This window comes from Humiphilus diazotrophicus, assembly GCF_059726315.1.
Genome location: NZ_AP040870.1, coordinates 996,266 through 1,016,573 on the forward strand (window position 1 = coordinate 996,266; position 20,308 = coordinate 1,016,573).

The 20,308-nt window shown below is 52.0% G+C and carries 16 protein-coding genes and 1 tRNA gene; 9 read left to right on the plus strand and 8 right to left on the minus strand.

The window, feature by feature from the left end; genetic code table 11:
- Nucleotides 1-83 precede the first annotated feature (83 nt).
- The 3 genes from AC6I7T_RS05570 to AC6I7T_RS05580 form a co-directional block, all read right to left on the minus strand.
- Complete coding sequence (locus AC6I7T_RS05570; protein WP_497792338.1) at nucleotides 84-524, minus strand: Crp/Fnr family transcriptional regulator; 441 nt, start codon at nucleotides 522-524, stop codon at nucleotides 84-86.
- A gap of 583 nt (nucleotides 525-1,107) precedes the next feature.
- Nucleotides 1,108-2,454 (minus strand): DUF418 domain-containing protein, encoded by a 1,347-nt coding sequence (locus tag AC6I7T_RS05575; protein WP_497792339.1) that lies wholly within the window; start codon nucleotides 2,452-2,454, stop codon nucleotides 1,108-1,110.
- A 530-nt stretch (nucleotides 2,455-2,984) separates the two neighbouring features.
- Complete coding sequence (locus AC6I7T_RS05580) at nucleotides 2,985-3,635, minus strand: TetR/AcrR family transcriptional regulator (RefSeq protein WP_497792340.1); 651 nt, start codon at nucleotides 3,633-3,635, stop codon at nucleotides 2,985-2,987.
- Between the two features lie 163 nt (nucleotides 3,636-3,798).
- Here AC6I7T_RS05580 and AC6I7T_RS05585 point away from each other — a divergent pair, with 163 nt between their 5' ends.
- From AC6I7T_RS05585 to AC6I7T_RS05620, 8 genes are all read left to right on the plus strand, one after another.
- Nucleotides 3,799-5,775 (plus strand): DUF4382 domain-containing protein, encoded by a 1,977-nt coding sequence (locus AC6I7T_RS05585; RefSeq protein WP_497792341.1) that lies wholly within the window; start codon nucleotides 3,799-3,801, stop codon nucleotides 5,773-5,775.
- Between the two features lie 133 nt (nucleotides 5,776-5,908).
- Nucleotides 5,909-6,796 (plus strand): hypothetical protein, encoded by an 888-nt coding sequence (locus AC6I7T_RS05590; RefSeq protein WP_497792342.1) that lies wholly within the window; start codon nucleotides 5,909-5,911, stop codon nucleotides 6,794-6,796.
- A 301-nt stretch (nucleotides 6,797-7,097) separates the two neighbouring features.
- Nucleotides 7,098-7,182, plus strand: a tRNA-Leu gene (locus AC6I7T_RS05595).
- 57 nt (nucleotides 7,183-7,239) lie between these two features.
- The gene (gene secG, locus AC6I7T_RS05600) at nucleotides 7,240-7,533 is read left to right on the plus strand and encodes a preprotein translocase subunit SecG (RefSeq protein ID WP_497792343.1); all 294 of its coding nucleotides are present in this window, start codon (nucleotides 7,240-7,242) and stop codon (nucleotides 7,531-7,533) included.
- Between the two features lie 196 nt (nucleotides 7,534-7,729).
- Nucleotides 7,730-8,965 (plus strand): multiheme c-type cytochrome, encoded by a 1,236-nt coding sequence (locus AC6I7T_RS05605; protein WP_497792344.1) that lies wholly within the window; start codon nucleotides 7,730-7,732, stop codon nucleotides 8,963-8,965.
- Nucleotides 8,952-9,869, plus strand: coding sequence for a hypothetical protein (locus AC6I7T_RS05610; RefSeq protein ID WP_497792345.1), 918 nt, complete (start codon nucleotides 8,952-8,954; stop codon nucleotides 9,867-9,869). The genes AC6I7T_RS05605 and AC6I7T_RS05610 overlap by 14 nt, the downstream gene beginning before the upstream one ends.
- Nucleotides 9,870-9,947: 78 nt before the next feature.
- On the plus strand, nucleotides 9,948-11,684 hold the full coding sequence (locus tag AC6I7T_RS05615; protein ID WP_497792346.1) for a peptide-N4-asparagine amidase: 1,737 nt from the start codon (nucleotides 9,948-9,950) through the stop codon (nucleotides 11,682-11,684).
- Between the two features lie 43 nt (nucleotides 11,685-11,727).
- On the plus strand, nucleotides 11,728-12,414 hold the full coding sequence (locus AC6I7T_RS05620; protein WP_497792347.1) for an MBL fold metallo-hydrolase: 687 nt from the start codon (nucleotides 11,728-11,730) through the stop codon (nucleotides 12,412-12,414).
- Nucleotides 12,415-12,640: 226 nt separating this feature from the next.
- Here AC6I7T_RS05620 and AC6I7T_RS05625 read toward each other — a convergent pair whose 3' ends face one another.
- The gene (locus AC6I7T_RS05625; protein ID WP_497792348.1) at nucleotides 12,641-13,834 is read right to left on the minus strand and encodes a pyridoxal phosphate-dependent aminotransferase; all 1,194 of its coding nucleotides are present in this window, start codon (nucleotides 13,832-13,834) and stop codon (nucleotides 12,641-12,643) included.
- Nucleotides 13,835-13,942: 108 nt separating this feature from the next.
- Here AC6I7T_RS05625 and AC6I7T_RS05630 point away from each other — a divergent pair, with 108 nt between their 5' ends.
- A complete protein-coding gene (locus tag AC6I7T_RS05630; RefSeq protein WP_497792349.1) occupies nucleotides 13,943-14,599 on the plus strand; it encodes an HAD family hydrolase in 657 nt (218 codons plus the stop codon).
- A gap of 88 nt (nucleotides 14,600-14,687) precedes the next feature.
- Here AC6I7T_RS05630 and cobA read toward each other — a convergent pair whose 3' ends face one another.
- From cobA to nirB, 4 genes are all read right to left on the minus strand, one after another.
- Nucleotides 14,688-15,449: a uroporphyrinogen-III C-methyltransferase gene (gene cobA, locus AC6I7T_RS05635; protein ID WP_497792350.1), complete on the minus strand. Its 762-nt coding sequence runs from the start codon at nucleotides 15,447-15,449 to the stop codon at nucleotides 14,688-14,690.
- Nucleotides 15,450-15,619: 170 nt separating this feature from the next.
- Nucleotides 15,620-17,389: a uroporphyrinogen-III synthase gene (locus AC6I7T_RS05640; RefSeq protein WP_497792351.1), complete on the minus strand. Its 1,770-nt coding sequence runs from the start codon at nucleotides 17,387-17,389 to the stop codon at nucleotides 15,620-15,622.
- A gap of 75 nt (nucleotides 17,390-17,464) precedes the next feature.
- Nucleotides 17,465-17,872 (minus strand): nitrite reductase small subunit NirD, encoded by a 408-nt coding sequence (nirD, locus tag AC6I7T_RS05645; RefSeq protein WP_497792352.1) that lies wholly within the window; start codon nucleotides 17,870-17,872, stop codon nucleotides 17,465-17,467.
- Nucleotides 17,869-20,280 carry a nitrite reductase large subunit NirB gene (gene nirB / locus AC6I7T_RS05650; protein ID WP_497792353.1) on the minus strand — a complete coding sequence of 804 codons (2,412 nt, stop codon included), beginning with the start codon at nucleotides 20,278-20,280 and terminating at the stop codon, nucleotides 17,869-17,871. Before nirB ends, nirD begins: the two co-directional genes overlap by 4 nt.
- Nucleotides 20,281-20,308: the final 28 nt, after the last annotated feature.

Consider the following 20,308-nt stretch of genomic DNA (forward strand, 5'->3'; position numbering starts at 1 on the left):
GCCAAGATCGGCGAAGTGTGGTTTTTCTTGCCCCAAAACCACAGAACCAGCAGTTGTACGGTCTACATCTAGAGGGGGTAGCTCTAGCCTCCGGATATATCTGCTATCCGACTGAAGATACATAGCCTGGTCCGCTCAGCCAGTTGGATCTCGGAAGCCATGGCTTCCAGAAGTTTCACATAGAGAGGACCAGACATCGATTCAAAATCCAGAACTCTGCCACTCGGTATGGAGTGAACTTCTGTTTCGGTAATGATCTCTGCCGTGAAATTGTACGGTCCATTCGCAATAACTGCCGCCAATCCCAGAGGTGTTCCGGTACTCGTAGCGGAGTCCAGAATAATCTTGTCCGCTCCTCCGAAAGTCAACGAAACCTTCCCCTTCTGAACGACATATAGCTCGTTAGGCATATCGCCTTGATAAAACAGGCTTTTGCCAGGGCGGACAAGAACGGATCTCGACTTTTGCACCAAATGCCTGATCAGTTCGGGATCACTTCTAAGCACAGACGCGTCGGGTCGCATAAATCTACTCTCATCACAGACAGATTTGGAGTCCCAGGAGGAATCGATATTGCACTGTAAGTGAAAAATAAGACCAAGCAAGGAGATGATGGCAGGAACGGAAAGGGGCTAATGTGACGCGAGTCACCCTACTAAGTTCTATCTAATCTACTTTCAGATCGCCTTCTTCACGACTGCAGCGTATACCAGTGTGTTCGTCAACTGCGTTGCGACACCTAAGCATGATTTGCTCAAGGACTGACACAAAGTTTAAGGGATTATGATGCCTTGAATTCAGTAGCCGCTCGTATTCCGGAAAATTCAAAGTAGCAATAACACTCACTCCAGAGTTTTCGTGGACTCATTGTCAACAACGACAGCCCCAAACAAACCACAGTGTGCATTGATTGACAGGGGCACTCCATATCAGCATTTCTCGCATAGGTATTGACTCGCTGGGGATAGCGAAGGGCGCCCCACAGCGGGGCGCTAGACTTCGCTTCGATTGCACCAATCGGACGAATCGAGAGCTCAATAGTATGTTCGTTGGTTGAAGACCGGTCGAGGAAGGCTTGCTCTATTCCCAGAAGAGCGCCGGGTAACTCTACTCGGGCATAAGGCGTTGAGGACTCCAGTAAGTCAGCGACCGCCACAGCCACTCAAAAGGTCCGAAGGAAAAGAATCGTAGCCAAAGCAGGCTCGCAAGAATATTAAAGAACCATACGCATGCAACGACATAGATGTCCTGGTAGTACTCCAATCTTCCGTAAAGTTTCCATGGCCCCCACTTGAAAAGGAATTGGCAGGCAAGGCTGGTCAAGAGATAGTTGCTCAGCGCAGTGCGTCCGACGGCAGCCAACCCACGCTGCACAAACATCAGGATACGGTGACGCACCAGTAGGAGTAAAACCGAAGCATTGGCAAGCATACCCGCAATCTGTTGGACGCCATATGGCAGGAACATCCATTTTGTTGTAACAGCATCGCTAAAGCCAAAACGCCGGGAATGAGTAAGGCCAACAAGCACGATCGCACTTGTAATGGCATAACCGATTACGGCTATCGTCAGATAGACGCGAGAGGATAATTGCGCCGATAGAAAGCCCGTCTTGTAAAAACCCATGCCGGCTATGAGAATTCCGAGAACCTCGAAAATCCAACCCGAACGAAATATCAACGAAACGAATTCTGCTTCCCCTTTAGCATTCTCAGGCTCCGAAACCAGGTATCCACCGCGTCCTATAGCAACAGCCTCCGAAACAGCATGCAGTTCTTTCTTACGAAGAGCAATAGCGGAGTCTATGGCAGACTGCTGCTCGACACTTAATGCTTTATGTTTTGCGCGCGCAACTGCAGCGCTTTCCTGTAATGCAGCCGAACGTAACGCGCCCCGCAAATCCATCGCGTTACTGATACCTAGCGTGCCGCCCACCAGTGACACCCCAAGGCCAATCGTAATCAGACGACGCGCACTCATCTTGCGTAGTGGGTGGAGGGCCAGCAACGCTAAGCTTCCGTAGAAAAACAGGATGTCGCCATTCCAGATGAATACACCGTGAAGGATACCGAAAAAGAGAAGCCACATATTGCGTCGATGGAAGATGTCGACAGCAACCTCCGGTCCAGCACGCCGGTTAATCCGATCGAGCAGCAAAACAGTACCCGCGCCAAACAAAAGCCCAAACAAGGCGCGCATCTTGCCTTCAACGAATAGCCATTGGGCAGTCATCACTGCCATATCGAGCACGTGGTGCGTGCCAGTTTGGTTCACTACGTCGAGAGGAATGTCATGAAGGATACCTGTTGGAGAGGCAAAGTCCTGTATATTGGCCAACAATATACCAAGCAGAGCAAAGCCACGCAAAACATCAAGCGATGCAATACGGTCGACTGTAGTGACAGGTGCTACCAATTGGCGAGGAAGTTCCTCAGCTATCGTTCTAGAAACCACAGAGCAATCTCCTGAAGAGAATGGGTAAAGATAAACTTGTAGTCCTTCGCTAGACATTTCCAGACGGAAGGTACCGCTTCTTAAGTTTTCTTAGTCTTGAGCTAAAACACCTGTTGGCGCACTTTATTCCCCAAGGGCAAAAGAAAGCTGCACAACCATAGTCATTTCTGCCAGTAGGACACCTTTAAAAAGGGAACGCGTCGATTTCCCAGACAATTCACTACAGGATGCAAGGCCAAGGGAAAGACGGCTCTTCCAGAGCATCCGTCTCCGTTTACCAAGCAATAGTCGCCCAAACACAACGTTAAATATTGTTATCGGTTATTACATATTCAGAGATGCGGAAAAGGCTCACACACTCTCTCCTCATCTCTTCACAGAAAAAAGCGCTAGCCTAAGTTCGCCACGTAGATGCAGCGCGGGTATATTTCGAAATGCCATATCGAGGCAAGTGAAATCCGAGACCAGGAATGGCTGTTAAACGGCGATTCCCCAATAGAAGCCATCAGATTCTCAGTGTTGGCTCGAAATCATTTCATTTCTAAGATGATTCTGCACACCCGAAGAGCAAACTGATTCTCGTGTTCGGGGGGAAGGCGGCGTGCAAGTGGTCCCGATGCGCTGAGTTGCAGCATTCCGTGCAGAAATGACCAGTTTGCGAGCGCGCGCTCGGATATCTCCTGCTTTGCCCATTTTGGATTAATTTCGGCGATGATCGAGCACACCACGTCGAAGCATTTAGCCGCGGGGCCCTCGAGAATAGGTACATTGTGAGCCTGCACTACCTCGCGGTGAAACATGATTCCATAGTAACCGCGCTCTCGTCTGCCAAATGCCAAAAAGACCTGTACAACCGCAGCTATCTTCTTCTCCGCACTTTGCTCGTTTTCAGTAGCTTGCTCGATGCGATATAGCAATTTGTTAAAACCCTCGACAGCCAGCTGGAGCAGCAACTCCTCCTTGTCCCGGAAGTGATAATACGGAGCTGCCGTTGTCACTCCCAACCGCCGCGCCAGTTCACGGAACGAGATGCTGTCCGGTCCCATAGCCGACGACTGTTCCAACGCCGCCCGCAGCAGCGCAGCACGCAATCCGCCAAATTGTTCCTCTTTGTCGCTGGCTTTAACTTTTTTACGTTCGACTGTCTTGGTGCGGTTTTTGTTATTTTTTGACGCCTGCATCGAACCTCTCCTTGACGTACTAAGCAGTGCTCAGTATAAATGAAAACGGAAACTAAGCAGTGCTTAGTTTTTTTGAGGGGAAGGGTGTCACTACCGTTTGCGGTATGACACGGAGCTTCGCGGCTCCTCTACTGCGCTCAACTTCATCATCAGGAGTTTTCCATTGCGCTTGATTTCATGGTCATCCAGTGTTTTGCTAAGTTCAGCGTGCCTGCTCGTGCTGGCTATTGCCGGTTGCAGCAGCTCCACCCAGAGCTCCACCTCAGGATCTGGCGGTGGCTCGGGGAGCAGCGGCTCCACTACGAATTCAAAAGGAACTGTCAATGTGGCAGTTACCGATGACGCCACGGAGAACTGGTCGCAGGTTGGTGTCAAGATTGTCGGCATTGACCTGGTAAGCCAGTCGGGATCGAAGGTCAACGTCTATAGCAGCAACAGCGGTTCCTCAACGACCTCTATTAATCTCGCCCAACTTGACTCGGTCGATGAGCTACTGGCCAGCGCCAGTGTCCCGGCAGATACCTATGTCTCGGCCAATATCACTTTTTCTGCCAACAACGGCGACTTCTCTCTGGTGGCTTCCGGCGATGTCGACGCCAGCTTCCCTGAATCGTCTGGCAGTGTGGTCGCCAGCAGCAACATCGACGTGCAAGGCACGCAGGGATCGTCCGGCAGCGAGACGGTGACCGTAACAGTGAATTTCACCGCCGATGTCACCGTTAGCAGCAACAGCACCTCTACTGTCACCCTCGATGTCGATCTCAGCGATCCTTCGCTTCTCATTAGCCACACCTCCTCCGGAACAGTATGGGCGGTCAATTTGAGCCATGCCATTCATCAGAAGGTGGAGAAGGCGATCAATGCCGTGAAGATGCGCGATCCCTACGGCGAGGTCAACAGCATCTCCTCCGACGGTAGCTACTTCAACATGACCTTATATCGCGTCAAGCCTGGAACCACTACGGCCACCGAGACCTCAACCTCGGTGAATATTTACGCCGACTCAACCAATGGAACCGTTGTATACGACCAGGACGCCGGCACAAAAACAACGGTGACCAGCTTCTCCAAGATCGCCTCATCACTGTCCGGGAAGTATGTTCGCGTAACCGAACGCTACCAGCAGAATGGAGAGCTGGTTGCGGTGCGACTCTACGTCAGTTCTACCCTTTCCAAATTGATCGAAAGCCCCGAAGGTCACGTACTGCACGTTGACGGCACGAACAACCTCATGTATGTATCGAACGAAAGCGGGGGCGTCGACAAGATTTACATCGACTCCAACACGCAATTCTTCCTCCGTACTCCAGCCTCCAGCCAGTCCGATGCGACGGCGATTGGCACAGGCACAACCTGGTTCAAGCAGAATGTTGTTCGCGGATTCAAAGTTCACGTCGCAGTGCAGGATATCTCGACATCCCAGTGGGTCGCCAGTAACGTCGACATAGAGGATGCGCGCTTCGCCGGTAAACTTCAGAATGCCAGTTCCTCGTCCTTTGAGGTCAAGGCTGGTTTTGCTACGGTTGCCGACGGCTACTCGGTCACCCAGCCTTACATCTCCTCCAGCACCGCCAACGGAACCGACAGCAACGGAAACTCGGTGAGCGGATACAAGTGGTGGAACTTTGATTTCCCGACGCAGTTGAATAGCGGATCGAGCGCCATCGCTAACTTCGCTACCATCGCCAATGATTCGGTGAACTTCGGCGGCACGGTAGGTGCCATTCCCGTCTACGGCATCGTCAACGGCTATTGGGGTGACACTGCCAATCCCAGCGAGTGGACCTTTGCCTCGACAGAACTGGTTCCTATTCCCCTACCGCTCGGCACCGTCAGCAGTGCCTGGACAAGCACCAGCACCGGCGGTAGCTTCGGCGTGACCGTCTCCGGCGGCACGAATACTGCCACCGTCAACGTCAGCACGCAAACCAACAACGCCACGCTCGTCTATCAGGTCGCCCGAAGCGGAAATTCAGTCACCGTCACTCCCGAGGATCTGACCAACTCGAGCAATCTGCAGATTGTCCAAAAAGCCCTGTCCAACGGCGCTACCGTCGAGGTCTTCGGCATTCCGCAGACCGACGGCAGCATCAAGTGCTACGTGCTCCTCTACTACACAGGAACACTCCCCTCCAAGTAGTGGATCGTAGACCACTTGAGTGCCTCCGCCCTGCGCGGAGGCACTCAAAAATTGCGGTTTATTTCTCAAGACAATTTCACCAGGGGCGCTTGGTTCCCAAGTGCCCCTGATCCTGGATGAAAGGAATGTACCAATGATTCAACACCGTGTCTTTACCAATAGCTTGTGTTTGGCAACTGTATTACTGGCGGCGACTGGCGCAGGCGCACAAATTAGGGTGCCTGTGCCGCCACCGATCTCTGTTGCGCCTGTGAGTGGAAACGTTAATGTCAGCGGTGATACACAGCTTTCCATCACGCCTCCCGACAGAGATATTGGCGCGGAAATCAAGCGAATGACGAGAGATTACCAACTAACCAAGGAACAAGCTTCGCAGGTGAAGAAGGTCCTCAAAGAAGAGACCCCGAAGTACCAGGCAGTTCTCAAGGATTTCTACGCCGCTCAAGGCGTCCGCGCCAGACGCCTTGCCTCTGTACGACAGGAGGAATACGAACGGGTTTCAGCCATTCTTACTGAAGAGCAACGGATGAAGTACGAGAAAGATATGCAGCCGGAGACGTTTCAATCGGCAAAACCTGCGGCTCCATCCGCAGCACCACAGGCACTTTCCTCTATGCCCGCTCCTCCGCTGCCCATCCCGACAAATCCAGCAGTTGGTTCTTCGATTAGCCCTTTGCCGTCACCTCCGTCATCCCTTCCGGCTCCGCCCAAGGTCGACTTGGATGCCGAGGTCAAAAGGTTGACGAAAACATACAGCTTGTCCGAGCGGCAGGCAGCGCAAGTGCGCACCATTCTCAGCGAACAATCGCAGAAGGCGGACGCAGTTTTAAGTAACTTTTTTGCAAATCCCGTTCCCTCTGCCCAGCACCTGATTGCCATACGTCAGGAGGGCATCGACCGCATATCAGCTGTTCTGCCCCCAAGCCAGCGCACAAAGTTTCAGAGGGATACACAGGCCATCCAGTTGCCGTCGCTCAGCCTGCCTCCGGCGCTGCCGTTGCCGAATAACCAGCAAAACTGAATTGGCCATTTGGACATACCGGGCTGTATGCCAACACGACATACCTTTCTCGCCGAAGCGGGAGAGAACGCTGACCCGCTTACGTTGCAATACATAGCGGGTCACGATAGTATGAAAATGACAAGGCGACATGTTCACCCGCAGATCGATATGCTCCTTTTCCTTTGGTTGTTAGAGCTTGGGCTGTGAGTAAGAATCTGGTGAGAACAAATGCGTCGAACCGGTGTAAAATCCGGTGCAGTCAGAGTGGCCCTCAAGCAAGAGCTCTGATATGCTGTTAAAACTAAAGTAGTTGTTCAGTGCGGAAGTGGTGAAATTGGCAGACACACCATCTTGAGGGGGTGGCGCCGAGAGGCGTGGGGGTTCAAGTCCCCCCTTCCGCACCAAGCATTTGGTGCTTGTTTTTGGGTCTTTTTTCGAATTAGAGGTTTACCGATTATTCCATGATTTATCTGGTCGGCACTATTCACGTTATCGTCTGCTTGTTCCTGATTTTTGTTGTTTTGCTGCAACAAGGTAAGAGTGCAGATCTTGCCGGAGCATTTGGCGGACAGGGATCCCAAACAGCTTTTGGACCTCGCGGTGCGGCCAATCTGTTGACCCGTTTAACTACGTGGTCAGCCATCATTTTTATGGTTACTTCAATTACCTTGACGATCATGATGGTCCGGAGCAATGGAAGCCACTCGGTCTTCTCCGGCGTAAAAGCTTCCGCTCCCGCAAAATCGGGCAAGTAAGTTTTTCAAGTTTCAAGAAAGGGCAGGCATAACGCCTGTCCTTTCTTATTTAGTCTCCACACACGAATTCCTTTCTCTGAAGATCCAAAATTTCATGGCATGCCTTCCAAATAGTTAAACTGCACAATCCTCACGCAGGTCTGGTATCTTGTCACAGCAATAGAACGACAGACCAACTTCCCCGAGGACCGGAATCATGCAGTTTCGATCCGTATTTGTTGCGGTCACTATCGCCTTTGCTCTTGTTCTTGCAGCTTTCCTAATCAATCGGGCCCGCCCGCGTTCTGAAACACAACAGCCTACGGCAGATTTTGTACGTGCCTCAGGGAAATGTGCCGAGTGCCATGCTCGAACGCAGTATTCGGTGGTTCACGAATACGAGATGAGCGCTCACGCCCGCAAGGGAATCAACTGTCTCGACTGCCACCAGCCGGCAGACGGGCAAAAGCGGATGGATCACCACGGGTTCGTCATCAGCACACACCTGACTGCAGGCAATTGCCGCAGTTGCCACGAAGGCATCTATCAGGAGTTCCTTCGCAGCCGTCACGCTGCACCATCCTGGGGCGCAGTTTACGGAGAGAAGGGATTAACGCCGGAGCAGATTTCCTTTTCCGAGCAGTTCCAGCCCGGAGGAACTAAGCGCCCTCCACACCCTTTCATCTCTCTCGAAGGCGGTCCCGCAATGACCAGCGGTTGCGAACAGTGCCACTCCGTTGGAAAGCCCAATGAAGACGGCACCATCGGAACCTGCACAGCCTGTCACTCGAGACACACCAGCTCAATCGAATTGGCTCGCCGTCCTTCAACCTGCGCGCAATGCCACATGGGACCGGACCATTCGCAAATCGAAATTTATGATGAATCCAAACATGGAGTCATGTTTGCCGCACAAGAAAAACTGCTGAACCTGTCAGCTCCGCCTCGGCAGCTTACCACTCGCGATATGTTCGTGCCGACCTGCGCAACTTGTCATATGAGCGGTATTAACGGACTCAAGGTAACGCATAATCCTTCGGACAGGCTCTCCTGGTATTTGGCGAATGCTGTAAGCGAAAAACGTCCGAACTACCTGCAATCTCAAGTGGCAATGAAGCAGGTCTGCTCGCAATGCCACACTCAGACACTCATCAATCGCGTTTACACGCAGGCAGAACAGGTTGTCGCAACAACTAATACCCGAGTACTGCACGCAAAGGAGATCGTCGATGGATTGAGAAAAGATGGACTCGTATCCGGACCGCCCTTCTCCAATACGATCGACTTCACCTACTTCGACCTTTGGCACTATGACGGACGCACTTCCAAACACGGAGCCTTCATGGGAGGAGCCGATTTCGTCCAGTGGCATGGCAACTATCCCATGCTGCAGAAGACTGTTGAATTGCAATCTTTAGCAGCCCAGATGAGGAGCGGCCATGGCCACAAGTAGACTTCCAATCTTCAGCCATCCTCGGCTGACATGGATCTACGATCAACAGCTATGGTTGGAGTTGTTCGTTACCTCCAACCTGGCTGTCCTGGCAGCCGACATCTATCTAGCTCATTCCGTCAATCAGTTTCGCAATTCGGCGGAATATATCCCGCTGTATTTCTCCCTGGCAGGACCCTTGATCCTGATCCTCGGGATCGTGTGGAAATGGACCCTGGGTCGAAATCTGGCTTGGCACTGGCTAGGGCACCTCGTCGCCTGGTCTGCCCTGCTGGTTGGCTTAGCTGGGGTCATCTATCACCTGGACAGCAGCTTTTTTCAGGACCACACGCTCAAGAGCCTGACCTATGCCGCGCCTTTCGCAGCTCCATTGGCCTATGCGGGATTGGGGTTTCTATTGCTGGTCAATCGAATGGTAGATCCCAAAACTCCCGAATGGTCCCGCTGGATACTACTGCTCGCACTGGGCGGCTTTCTGGGGAACCTGGTGCTTTCCCTCACGGACCACGCCAGCAACGGATTCTTTTCAAAGACTGAATGGATTCCCGTTGTCTCCAGTGCTCTTGCGGTCGGATTCCTCCTGCTACCAATTCTGCAGGCAGTTCGCCCACGATTCCTGGATCTTTGCCTGGGCATACTTTTCGTGCAGGCCATGGTTGGAATCCTGGGATTCTGGCTTCACCTCCATGCCAACGTCTTTGTCCCCGGGCGTAGCTTACTGGATAAGGTCATCAACGGAGCTCCACCTATGGCTCCTTTACTGTTTCCTAACCTGGTGGGATTAGCCCTGATCGGGCTGTGGACCCTCGTGCCACACCTCCCGGAAGAGGCAAGCTCTTCTTATTTAGGCAAGCTTACGGGATGGTTCGCAAAACAAAATGCAGCCTCGACTACCAGTCTTTAAAAATATCTGCCTAAGGAAGAGGCTCTGCCAAACATGCTATTCTGTTGCGCACTTTGTAAACCTTGAAAGGGGAACGTAGTGTCAACTTTCGAAATACAAACCTTCCTTCAACGAACCAGGCTCGCTTACAAATTAGCGAGCCTTTTCTTTTTGGCATCCACCATCGTCTCCGCTCAAGTCGTGCCTACCCCGACCACGCCACAAGTCGGCTCGTCCAATCCTGCCATCGCCGAGCCGCTAATCTCCCGACCACACACCAAGCCGTGCTTCGTATCCCTCTTTCAAAACGTAGCTTTCGCTGACTTCAATTCAAAATTCTTTAGTTACGCTCCTCCGGCTAACTGCCCGGGACCATGGTCGAAGGTTGTCTTCACAGCAGACTTCACGGTAACCTCCGGACGCCAATATGACCGCACAGCCCAGTTCTATCTTGGCCACGTCAATCTTTATTACGGAACAACTGCAGAGCCACGCAGTAATCTGAGCCCTTCTTGGCATGTCGAACGGGATGTCACCGATCTGACGCCCCTCTTCAAGAACTCCCAATCTGGTGAAGCTGTTCTTGGAAACTTTGTGGGCGTCTACAACGGGGTTACCTACGATGGAATCATTTATGCAAATGCAGCATTGGAGTTCTACCCCGCATCCTTCATAGCTCCAGTGCCGACTACTCCCTCGGTTGTAGTCCCCTTGCCGGATGCCGCCGGAGGGGCAGCTACTTTAAACACCAGCTCAAGCCAACTTACCCAGCAAATAAATCTTCCGACCAATGTCGATCGGGTCTATCTTGACGTAATTGCGCAGAGCCAATCGAACGATGAGTTCTGGTATACCTGCGTTCCCAACGACGTCGCGACGCAACTGCAAAGTTGCGGGGCAACTGGATTTCGCGAGACAGAGGTGAGTATCGACGGAACTCCAGCCGGTGTGGCCCCCGTCTATCCATGGATCTACACCGGAGGAATAGACCCTTATCTGTGGGAGCCACTCCCAGGAGTACAGACTCTGACCTTTAAACCGTATCGGGTTGACCTAAGTCCTTTTGCCGGGATCTTGTCGGATGGAAATGCGCACACTATCGCCATCAACGTATTCAATGCCAATAGTTATTTCCTGGTCTCCGGAACGCTGCTTGCCTACACCGATCCCTTTAGCAGCAAAATCACAGGTGGCATTCTGCATAACGACTTGGCTGCCAACCCGGTACCTGTAGTCTCAGAAAAGTTGACTACCGATGCCAGCGGAAATATCTCGGGAACAGTCTCGGTCGGCTCAACCCGCAAATACACAATCTCCGGCTACATAAATACCGGGCATGGACGCATTACAACAACTGTCGAACAGAAGATGAATTTCCTGAATGCGCAGAAGTTCAATATCACTTCAAGCGTCTATACACAAAACATTGCTCAATCGACTACCGCCGACTCCAAAACCACAACCCAGGAAGGATTTCTCTCCTACACGACCGAGAATCACTACTCCTATCCCTTCGCCTTGAACTATACCTATGGAGTCAACCCAGATGGAACTTCGGCACAAACAACCACCAGCGATCAGCAATACATTCTGAAAGAGATAAAAGGGCTGAATAACTTCCCGCTTTATTTCAACAATACAAAGGAAGAGGTCAGCTCTCAAGACGTTCGGAACTTCAATGCCGCAGGAGCCTCTGTTGGAAATACGGGTTCTGCAACTGCTGCATATACACAAAAGGACACTTTGCATGGTTGCTATAGCAGAGTGCTGACGGCAGCAGATCGTAAATTGACCAACATTGAAGACAACAGACAGTGCCCTAGGGATTTCAAATAACCCGGGGACAAAAACAAAATTGGGCCCCGAGCGGATCTCGTTCGTGGGCCCTTTCTCTCTTCGAAGCCGCAACAGCTACAATCGCAACATGATCCGTGAGACTTTTCCCGTCGGTCCCCTTCAATGCAATTGCTCCCTCATCGTCGATGAAAACACCAAAGAAGCCATAGTCATTGATCCCGGAGATGAGATTCCCGAGATCCTAAAACGGCTGGAAAAGCACTCTGCAGCACTGAAGCAGATCATTGTGACCCATGGGCATATTGATCATGTCGGCGGAGCACTTCGTCTGAAGCAGAGTACCGGAGCACCCATATATCTGAATGAGAAGGATTTACCGCTTCTCAAGATGATGGAGATGCAAGCCGGATGGATAGGAATTCGGCCCCCCGAGGTGGCCCCGCCGGATGTCAACGCCGAAGAAGGGACAATCATCGGTTTGACCACAATTCCAGCAACCGTCCTGCATACTCCGGGCCACACCCCCGGAAGCATATGCCTGCACTTCGATACTCAGAAGCTGCTCATCGCGGGTGATACCCTCTTTGCCGGTTCAATAGGCCGAACAGATTTGCCCGGTGGGGACCCGAACAAGATACTCCGTTCGATCCATGATCGTCTTATGATTCTGCCCGACGACACCACCGTTATACCCGGCCACGGGGTAAGAACAACAATTGCACAAGAGAAAGAATTCAATCCGTTTCTAAAACCAGGAATTTCTTTGTAACTATTTATTTTTCATTTATTTATACGAAACACTTAAATCCAATGCTAGAAGGACTCAAAAGAGTAAACAAAGCGGCGGTCTGGGGTCCTCAATTCAACCAAGAAAGCCAATAAAACGCTATGCCAGGACAGCTGCCCAAGATCATTCTGGCATAGCGATAAATCTTTTATTTTCTTTTGATTACTTATATATTCCGAGAATTTCCTGCAACCAGGATTACCGCTGTTCACAGAGAGCTGAAACTGTCCAACAACGTTTTGAGACCGGAAGCAAACTCCTGAGTACTCCCAAGCAGACTTGCAACCAGCCATCCCGCCTCCGGGAAACCGAAAAAGTACCCGGGATGAATTGATACACCTTGACTCGATAAGCTGACTGCTGTCTCTTCATCCGGGCGAAGAGCTGGAACCCGGAGAACTGCGTACCAGCCGCCTTCCACCGCCAGCCGAGTTACCATCGTCTGTGTTGATAGCTGGTGGTCGAGTTCGGCCAGATTCCGCGAAACCCGCTCCCGGATCTGATTCTGAATTACTCCTTTACTTTCGAGCCAGTTGGGGAGAGCGCACTGAATAGGAGCGTTCATGGACAAGAAAGTGTCCGCGACAATCTCCAACCGAGCCTGAGCTTCCTTCCATTGCTTTCCGTGGCAGACGATCCAAGCCGCTTTCATCTGCGGCAAGCCGGAAATTTTGCTTAACCCGCTGAGAACAAAGGTCAGGGCCTGAGAACTCCCCGAGGCAAAGCTGAGGGAAGCCATTGAGCCTAAGCCGTAATCCAGAAAGACTTCATCCACGATCAAAGCAAGTCCGTATTCATTGCAAATGGATTCCAACTCCTGCCGCTCCCACCTCTTGGTGAAGTGTCCGGTTGGATTATTGGGATGAACCAGCACAATTGCCCGAGTCCTGGGACTGATCTTCTGGCGGAGCCCTTCGAAGTCGATCTGCCAGCCGTGGTCATATACCAACGGATAAGGAGTTAGACGAACATCGTCCAGCACGGCCAAAAAATCGAAGAGCGGATAGCTCGGCTGCGCAATCAACAGCTCATCCCCGGGATCGCAAAGCAATCGAAAGAGAAAGCTGTAAGCCTCACTCGTACTGGTTGTAAGCACGACCTGTTCCGGAAGCACCTCCGCCTGATGCTCTCTGTAATAGCCGCCGACTGCTTCCCTGGCAGAAACGATCCCTTGCGGAGCGGGATCGTATTCCAAAGCTTTGGGATTCTGAAGCGCCGCGAGCAAATCTTCCGGATAGTGAAAACCGCAATGTGTTGGATTCGAAGCAGTCAGATCAGCCAACGGCAATCCAGATTCCTTCCGTTCCCGCAATGCTCGCGCCAGAGGGGTCTCTGCTGTATCCCATGCCGTGCGCTTTGAAAAAGAAACCCTGGATCGACGTATCTCTGATTGTTCCTTCATGAATACCCTACTGCTCCTTCGTACATCACTTGCTTCTCATGCAGAATAGAAGAAAGTGAGCCGCATCGAAACCGGGCTCACCATTTCATCTCTTCTGGAGTCTGCTTCATGGATCATCGCATAGACCTGCGCGCTGTCATCTTCGATTACGGGAGGGTCTTAAGCCTTGACGCCGATGAAGTCGAGCATCGCGAGCTAATAGCTGCAGCCGGATTGCCGGTAGAGACTTTCGAACATCATTATTGGGCCAATCGCAACGACTATGACCGTGGAGACCTCACCGGCCGCAGCTATTGGGAAAAGATCGCCCGAGACGCTGGAGTTCATTTCTCCGAAGAGCAATTGGCTCATCTGATCGCTACGGACACGCGTATGTGGATCACCCTGAACGAACCGATGCTGGCGTGGGCAGAGCAGCTACGTGAGGCAGGATTCCGCATTGCGATCCTCTCCAACATAGGAGACAACCTGACCGAGCACATGATCACAAAGGTCGAATGGGTAAAGAGATTCCACCATGCCACGTGGTCCTCTCAACTCAGAATCGTGAAGCCCGATCCCGCTATCTACCTATACACAGTCGAGCATCTGGGGGTAAAGCCGCAGCAGGCTTTGTTTATCGACGACCGGGAAGAAAATATTCGCGGAGCAGAAGCCCTGGGCATGCTTGGCATTCAATTCACAAACATCGCAGCTCTTACAGTAACGCTCAAAGAACGAGGTCTCGATCAGATTCTGCCGTTACCGGAACAGGCAGTTGTGTAGAGTCTTCCCGTACTGCTCAATCACATAGCCGGGTAATTGACAGCTAATCAGGTCTAAAGGACGGCGACATACGGAACGGCTGGGTCACTTACGAGACATCAGCCAGCCCCAGCCCAAAAGCCTCCTCCAATTCGGAGACCCGATCCTTAGTCGGGCACACCAACAAAACAGCAGGTGCGGGTAATGGCTCGATACTTCCCAGATCGGCAACGCAGGTGGAATGCGATTGTCCGGCTTCTTGTCCTACATGAGAGACCAGCAGACATGGTGTATCGGGAAGTACCCCACTGTTCATCAAATCAGCTGCAATGCGGGCATAGTCCTTTCCAGGCATGTACATGGCAATGGCCGTTTCTGAAGACAGTTCGGGAATCTCCACAGGTGCCCCGAAGCGCGCCCGATGACCGGATAGGAAAAGCACCTGGGAACGCGAGCGACGATCTGTTAACGACATCTTCAGAGAGGCAGCAGCAGCAAAGGCAGCACTGATTCCCGGCACTACTTCGAAAGGCACACCAGCCAAAGAGAGTGCTTCCATCTCTTCGGAGGCTCGTCCAAATAGCATTGGATCACCACTCTTCAGACGGACAACACTGTTCCCTTCCTCCGCCAATGCAACCATGCGAAGATTGATCTCTTCTTGAGAGATCGCTTTCATCCCACAACGTTTGCCAACGTTTCGAACAATCGCCTGGACACCTGCCAACGCCAGAATGCCCTCCGGAACCAGATCATCGTGAAGGATGCAGGAGGCGCTCGCAATGAGTTTGGAAGCGCGTACAGTGAGTAGTTCTGGATCGCCCGGGCCTGCGCCAACAAGGTATACGGTTCCTGCAGCGGCTATCGACATAACGCCTCCTTCAAGAAATTCTTGGATTCAAAGTCTTTGAACGCCTATAACGATCTTGGGCACGATGCACGGAAAGTGCACACCAGCAATAGGTCAAACAGATCCCACCTTAGAGAAAGCTAAACTCTGTCACCGGTAGAAACCGCGCGCATCGCCAAAGACAGGCCCAACTAACTCTCTTTTTTCTCAGACGAAGCCTCCGTCAGGCTCTTGCGTCCCGCCATGGGGCTCTTGCGCAGATCGTCGCTTAGGAGAATTGCTTCGGCAATTTCTCTCATCGATTTCCGCCTCTGCCGACTTTCCTTTTGCAGCATGTGATAGGCAGCATCCTCATCGATGCCCAGGTCACGTTGCAGAACTCCCTTTGCCTTATCGATGATTTTGCGGAGTTCCAGCTTGTCTGAGAGCTGCAGATTTTCCGCTTCGAGGCGTACCCGCTCAATCTCAGCTCCAACCAAAAACCCAATCATCGACAGTAAGCGAACCTCTTCCTGGGAGTGCTGGTAAGGCTTACGATGTTGCAGATTGATGACTCCTACAACCTTTCCTGCACACAGAATAGGAATGGACAAGAAGGCTTCAAAGAGATCTTCGGGGAGGTCTTTAAACATCTTGAAACGCGTATCTTGCAGAGCTCCGGAAGAAATCGAAACCGGCTCGCGATGTTGCGCAACCCACCCCGTAATACCCTGCCCCATCTTCATTCCAAGATGATCGACCAGATTGGCATGCGGATTTTTCGATGCGCGTAAGACCAGCTCATCCTGCTCCAAGACATAAAGAAAACAGGAATCGCACGGTATCACAGAAGAAACAAAGTCAATAATCCGTTGCAACACAGCGTGCAATGGATCGGCAGCCGCCATCCGGCTTCCAATCTCATGCAAAAATTCCATGCTGCCGCTAGCTGCGGGCTCTGCAGGTTTGAGAATCCTAACAGCCTGAGCATCGATAGGTCGGTGCAACACGGCACGCGTGGAGCGATTCGGCACAGTCAGCGCATCCTGCTTTCCGCTGAGACTGAGCGCAGAACCTGTCCGCTTCCGTTCAATCAGTGCCGCAATCTGTGGAGCAGCTTCATTCAATAGCGACTCAATTCGAGGACGCGTGGGTTCGAAATCCGGAGCGATGCCGTGGCGATTCAGCTCTTCTGAAGTATTCGGGCCGATCGAGAGAATCACCGAGCCCCTCAAGCCTTCGCGCAGGGAGTCACTGCATCCCATCTGTGCCGCAACCTGGAAAAGGTGGATAACCTGAATCGCAGTCGTAAACAGAACCACATCGATCTGTCTGGCAGCAAGCGCCAGGACACATTCCCTCAATGGCTGAACATCTTCAGGAAGAGACCACTGATACAGAGGTACTCGAGTTACTCCGGAACTGTGCTCCGCCAGTGCGAGAAGGAGTTCAGGATTAGAGGCAGCATATTCCTGCACGGCAATCCTCATATTGCGGAGAGTAGAGCCAAACTCCTCTTCCATGGCCTGGACCAGCTCACGCCAGGTGCATGGTTGCGGAGCCGTCACTGTTACCGGAATATTCAACTCACGCAAAGCCGAGGCGGGTTTTGGTCCGCGAGCTGCGATCTTTACGGAGCGCAATGCCGCGAGAAAGGACTCCCGGTTATATTTAGCGCTAACGACATCGACCAGAGTTCGAACTCCGAGTTCAGTCAAAAAAATCACTAAATCGAAGTCGGCACGCATAAGTCCCGCGGCAAATTGCAATGCGTGCTCCTGTGACTCCAAGTGCATCTCGCGCACAGCCGGAACCACAAGGGCCTCACCGCCGAAGGAGCGGACGATACCTGCAATTTGCGCGCTATGTCTGGTTTCAAGCGCAAGAATCCGTAAGTCGTTGAAATAGCTCTCTGGCATGCCCTCTTTCAGCGCTTCTCCACAGGATTGCAGTGAGTTCGCTATGGTACCAAGATATCTCAAGTCCGTCCTTAGCCCTCTTGAAAGATCAACAGGAAACTGGCGCAACAAAGGATTTCGCACAGTACAGACTGGGCACTACTCAGAAAGCTGCTGGAATGATTCCCATTCTGCAAAAATCTCCTCTTCGGAATCAGGCTCCACCACATCTACCGGGAAGCGATCGGCAGGAATTTCAATCATGATCAAACCATCTTCCTGTCGGGTGCGATAGCTGGTAACACAGGCCTTTTCGCTGGCAGGTCTTGTTACTTCCCCAGACTCCAGACACACCTTCCAAGCATGTAGAGGGCAGATTACGGTCGAACCGGACACGATGCCATCGCTCAAAGGACCTCCACGATGAGGACAACGATCCTCGACAGCCAGGAAACGATCTCCGAGATTAAAGACGGCGATCGATTCTTTGCCAATCTGCACAGCCCGGCCTTCGCGCAGGGGAATATTCTTGGCTTCTGTGATACACACCCATTTTTTCGTCGTCATTGGATCACCTGTTCCATTGGCTGAATTTGTACGAATTGAGTTACATTCTTTGGCTGCTTCCCTTCTTGCCATGCGTCGTAAGAGAGCGCCTTTGATTTCGAAAGCCGATCGAGCAAGGCGTCTCTAACTGGCTGGGGAGCATACACGGTTTCACGTCGCACCTTTTCTATTCCAACTCGCTCGACGAAGTCATAGGTTCTCTCAAGATAGTTTGCCTGCTCCCGGTAATACTGAAAGAAGAGAGCTGCAGCTTCCAAAGCCTCTTCCGTAGTCTCAACCGTAATCAGGAGATCTGCCTTCCGAACAGATTTTCCGGCTGCTCCGCCTACAACCACCTGCCAACTTCCATCCTGACCGATCAAGCCAATATCTTTCACCGTCGCTTCCGCGCAGTTTCTCGGACACCCCACGACCCCCATCTTTACCTTATGCGGAGTAAATAGGTTCTCAAAACGGCGCTCCAACTCAATACCGGTCGCTGTCGAATCCTGTACGCCGAAGCGGCAGAACTCTGTCCCTACACAGGTCTTCACCATACGAACGCCCTTGGTGTAGGCCTGTCCTGAAGGCATATCGAGATCCGACCAAATTTTCGGAAGGTCCTCCTTCTTAACACCGAGCAGATCGATACGCTGGCTTCCGGTGACCTTGACCATCCGGACGTTGTACTTCTCTGCTGCATCGGCGATTCTTCGCAACTCATCGGGAGTTGTTACCCCACCGCGCATTCTCGGCACTACCGAGAAGGTCCCATCTTTCTGAATATTGGCGTGAACACGATCATTAATGAAGCGAGCCGAGCGATCTTCCTGATGGTCGCCGCACCAGAGCATATCCATCATGTAGCTGAGAGCAGGCTTGCAGACCTCGCATCCGACGCCATTGCCATAGATATCCAAGACATCCTGTACCGACCGCAGACGCTGTCCTCGCAAAATCTCACGCAAATTGTCTTCGGAGAAAGGTACACATTTACATAACACCTTCTTCGTCTCTTCCTCGAAACCCGGAGCAACAGCTTTCAGGATGCCTTGGCAAAGACCACTACAGCTCCCGCACCCGGTAGAAGCTTTCGTTGCCTCCTTCAATTGTGCAAGTGTACAGATACCTTTTTCCTGAATTGCATGAACGATCGTCCCCTTGGTAACGCCCATGCAACCGCAAACAGTTTCACTGTCCGGCATAGCGGCAATATCCGCTCCTTTATCTTCCGAAGGAGGAGGAAAGAGCAGATGTTTTCTCTTTTCGGTAAGATCCCTGCCAGAACGTAACCACTCCAGGTACTTAGGACTATCTCCGGTATCGCCGACCAGAATAAAACCCTGCAGTACGCCAGCTTTTACAACGAGCTTCTTATAAATACCGAGAGACGGATCTTCAAAGCGAACGACCTCTCCACCCGACAATGATTCATCCCACTGTCCGGCAGAAAAGACCTCGACACCCATTATCTTGAGCTTCGTCGCAGGAACGCTGGACTCGAAACCACTTCCCTTACTGCCGGTAATCGCTGCCGCAAGGATCTTGCCCTGCTCCATCAGCGGAGCAACCAGGCCATAGCAGGTTCCGCGATGCTCCACGCATTCGCCGACAGCATAGATGTTTGGATGCGATGTTTCCATGTGGTCATTCACAACAATGCCACGGTTTATATTCAACCCGGCGGTGCGAGCAATCTCAACATTAGGACGGATGCCGGCAGCGACCACAACCAAATCGGCATTGATCGTAGAGCCGTCCTTAAAAGCCACAGCTTCCACCTTGCCATTGCCAAGGATGCCGGTTGTACTACAACTCAGGAGCACCTTAACTCCGAGCCGCTCCATCTGGGCCTTTAGAAGAGAGCCTCCAATCGTATCCAACTGCCGTTCCATTAAGGTCGGCATCAAGTGTACGACCGTTACATCGCATCCTTGCACTTGCAATCCGCGGGCCGCTTCCAATCCGAGAAGACCGCCGCCTATCACTACTGCCTTCGTTTGTGGACCGGAGCGATCCAGCAACGCATGAGTATCAGCCAGAGTGCGGAATACAAAAACTCCATCGCGCTGTATCCCCTCCATCGGAGGAATAAAGGGAGAGCTGCCGGTAGCAATGATGAGCTTATCGAAAGCTGTTACGCTACCATCGTCGGCAGTCACCGTCTGCGCAACAGGATCGATGGAGTTGACTCGCACACCGAGTCGCAAAGTTATGTCATGCTTCCGATACCACTCGATGTCGTTCATAACAATATCGTCAGCAGACTTTTCTCCGGCCAGGACAGACGAGAGAAGAATCCGGTTGTAATTCACATGCGTCTCATCACCGAAAACGGTAATATCGAACTTTGGCGCGTGCTTCAAGATCTGCTCTACACAAGCGATTCCGGCCATCCCGTTTCCCACTACTACTAGCTTTTCTCTCATCACCACTCCTGTCCCTCCGGTCTACTTC

Coding starts and splice junctions, on each gene's coding strand:
- AC6I7T_RS05570 (WP_497792338.1), bottom strand. CDS start 524: ATGCGACCCGACGCGTCTGTGCTTAGAAGTGATCCCGAACTGATCAGG.
- AC6I7T_RS05580 (WP_497792340.1), bottom strand. CDS start 3,635: ATGCAGGCGTCAAAAAATAACAAAAACCGCACCAAGACAGTCGAACGT.
- AC6I7T_RS05590 (WP_497792342.1), top strand. CDS start 5,909: ATGATTCAACACCGTGTCTTTACCAATAGCTTGTGTTTGGCAACTGTA.
- secG (WP_497792343.1), top strand. CDS start 7,240: ATGATTTATCTGGTCGGCACTATTCACGTTATCGTCTGCTTGTTCCTG.
- AC6I7T_RS05605 (WP_497792344.1), top strand. CDS start 7,730: ATGCAGTTTCGATCCGTATTTGTTGCGGTCACTATCGCCTTTGCTCTT.
- AC6I7T_RS05610 (WP_497792345.1), top strand. CDS start 8,952: ATGGCCACAAGTAGACTTCCAATCTTCAGCCATCCTCGGCTGACATGG.
- AC6I7T_RS05625 (WP_497792348.1), bottom strand. CDS start 13,834: ATGAAGGAACAATCAGAGATACGTCGATCCAGGGTTTCTTTTTCAAAG.
- AC6I7T_RS05630 (WP_497792349.1), top strand. CDS start 13,943: ATGGATCATCGCATAGACCTGCGCGCTGTCATCTTCGATTACGGGAGG.
- cobA (WP_497792350.1), bottom strand. CDS start 15,449: ATGTCGATAGCCGCTGCAGGAACCGTATACCTTGTTGGCGCAGGCCCG.
- nirD (WP_497792352.1), bottom strand. CDS start 17,872: ATGACGACGAAAAAATGGGTGTGTATCACAGAAGCCAAGAATATTCCC.
- nirB (WP_497792353.1), bottom strand. CDS start 20,280: ATGAGAGAAAAGCTAGTAGTAGTGGGAAACGGGATGGCCGGAATCGCT.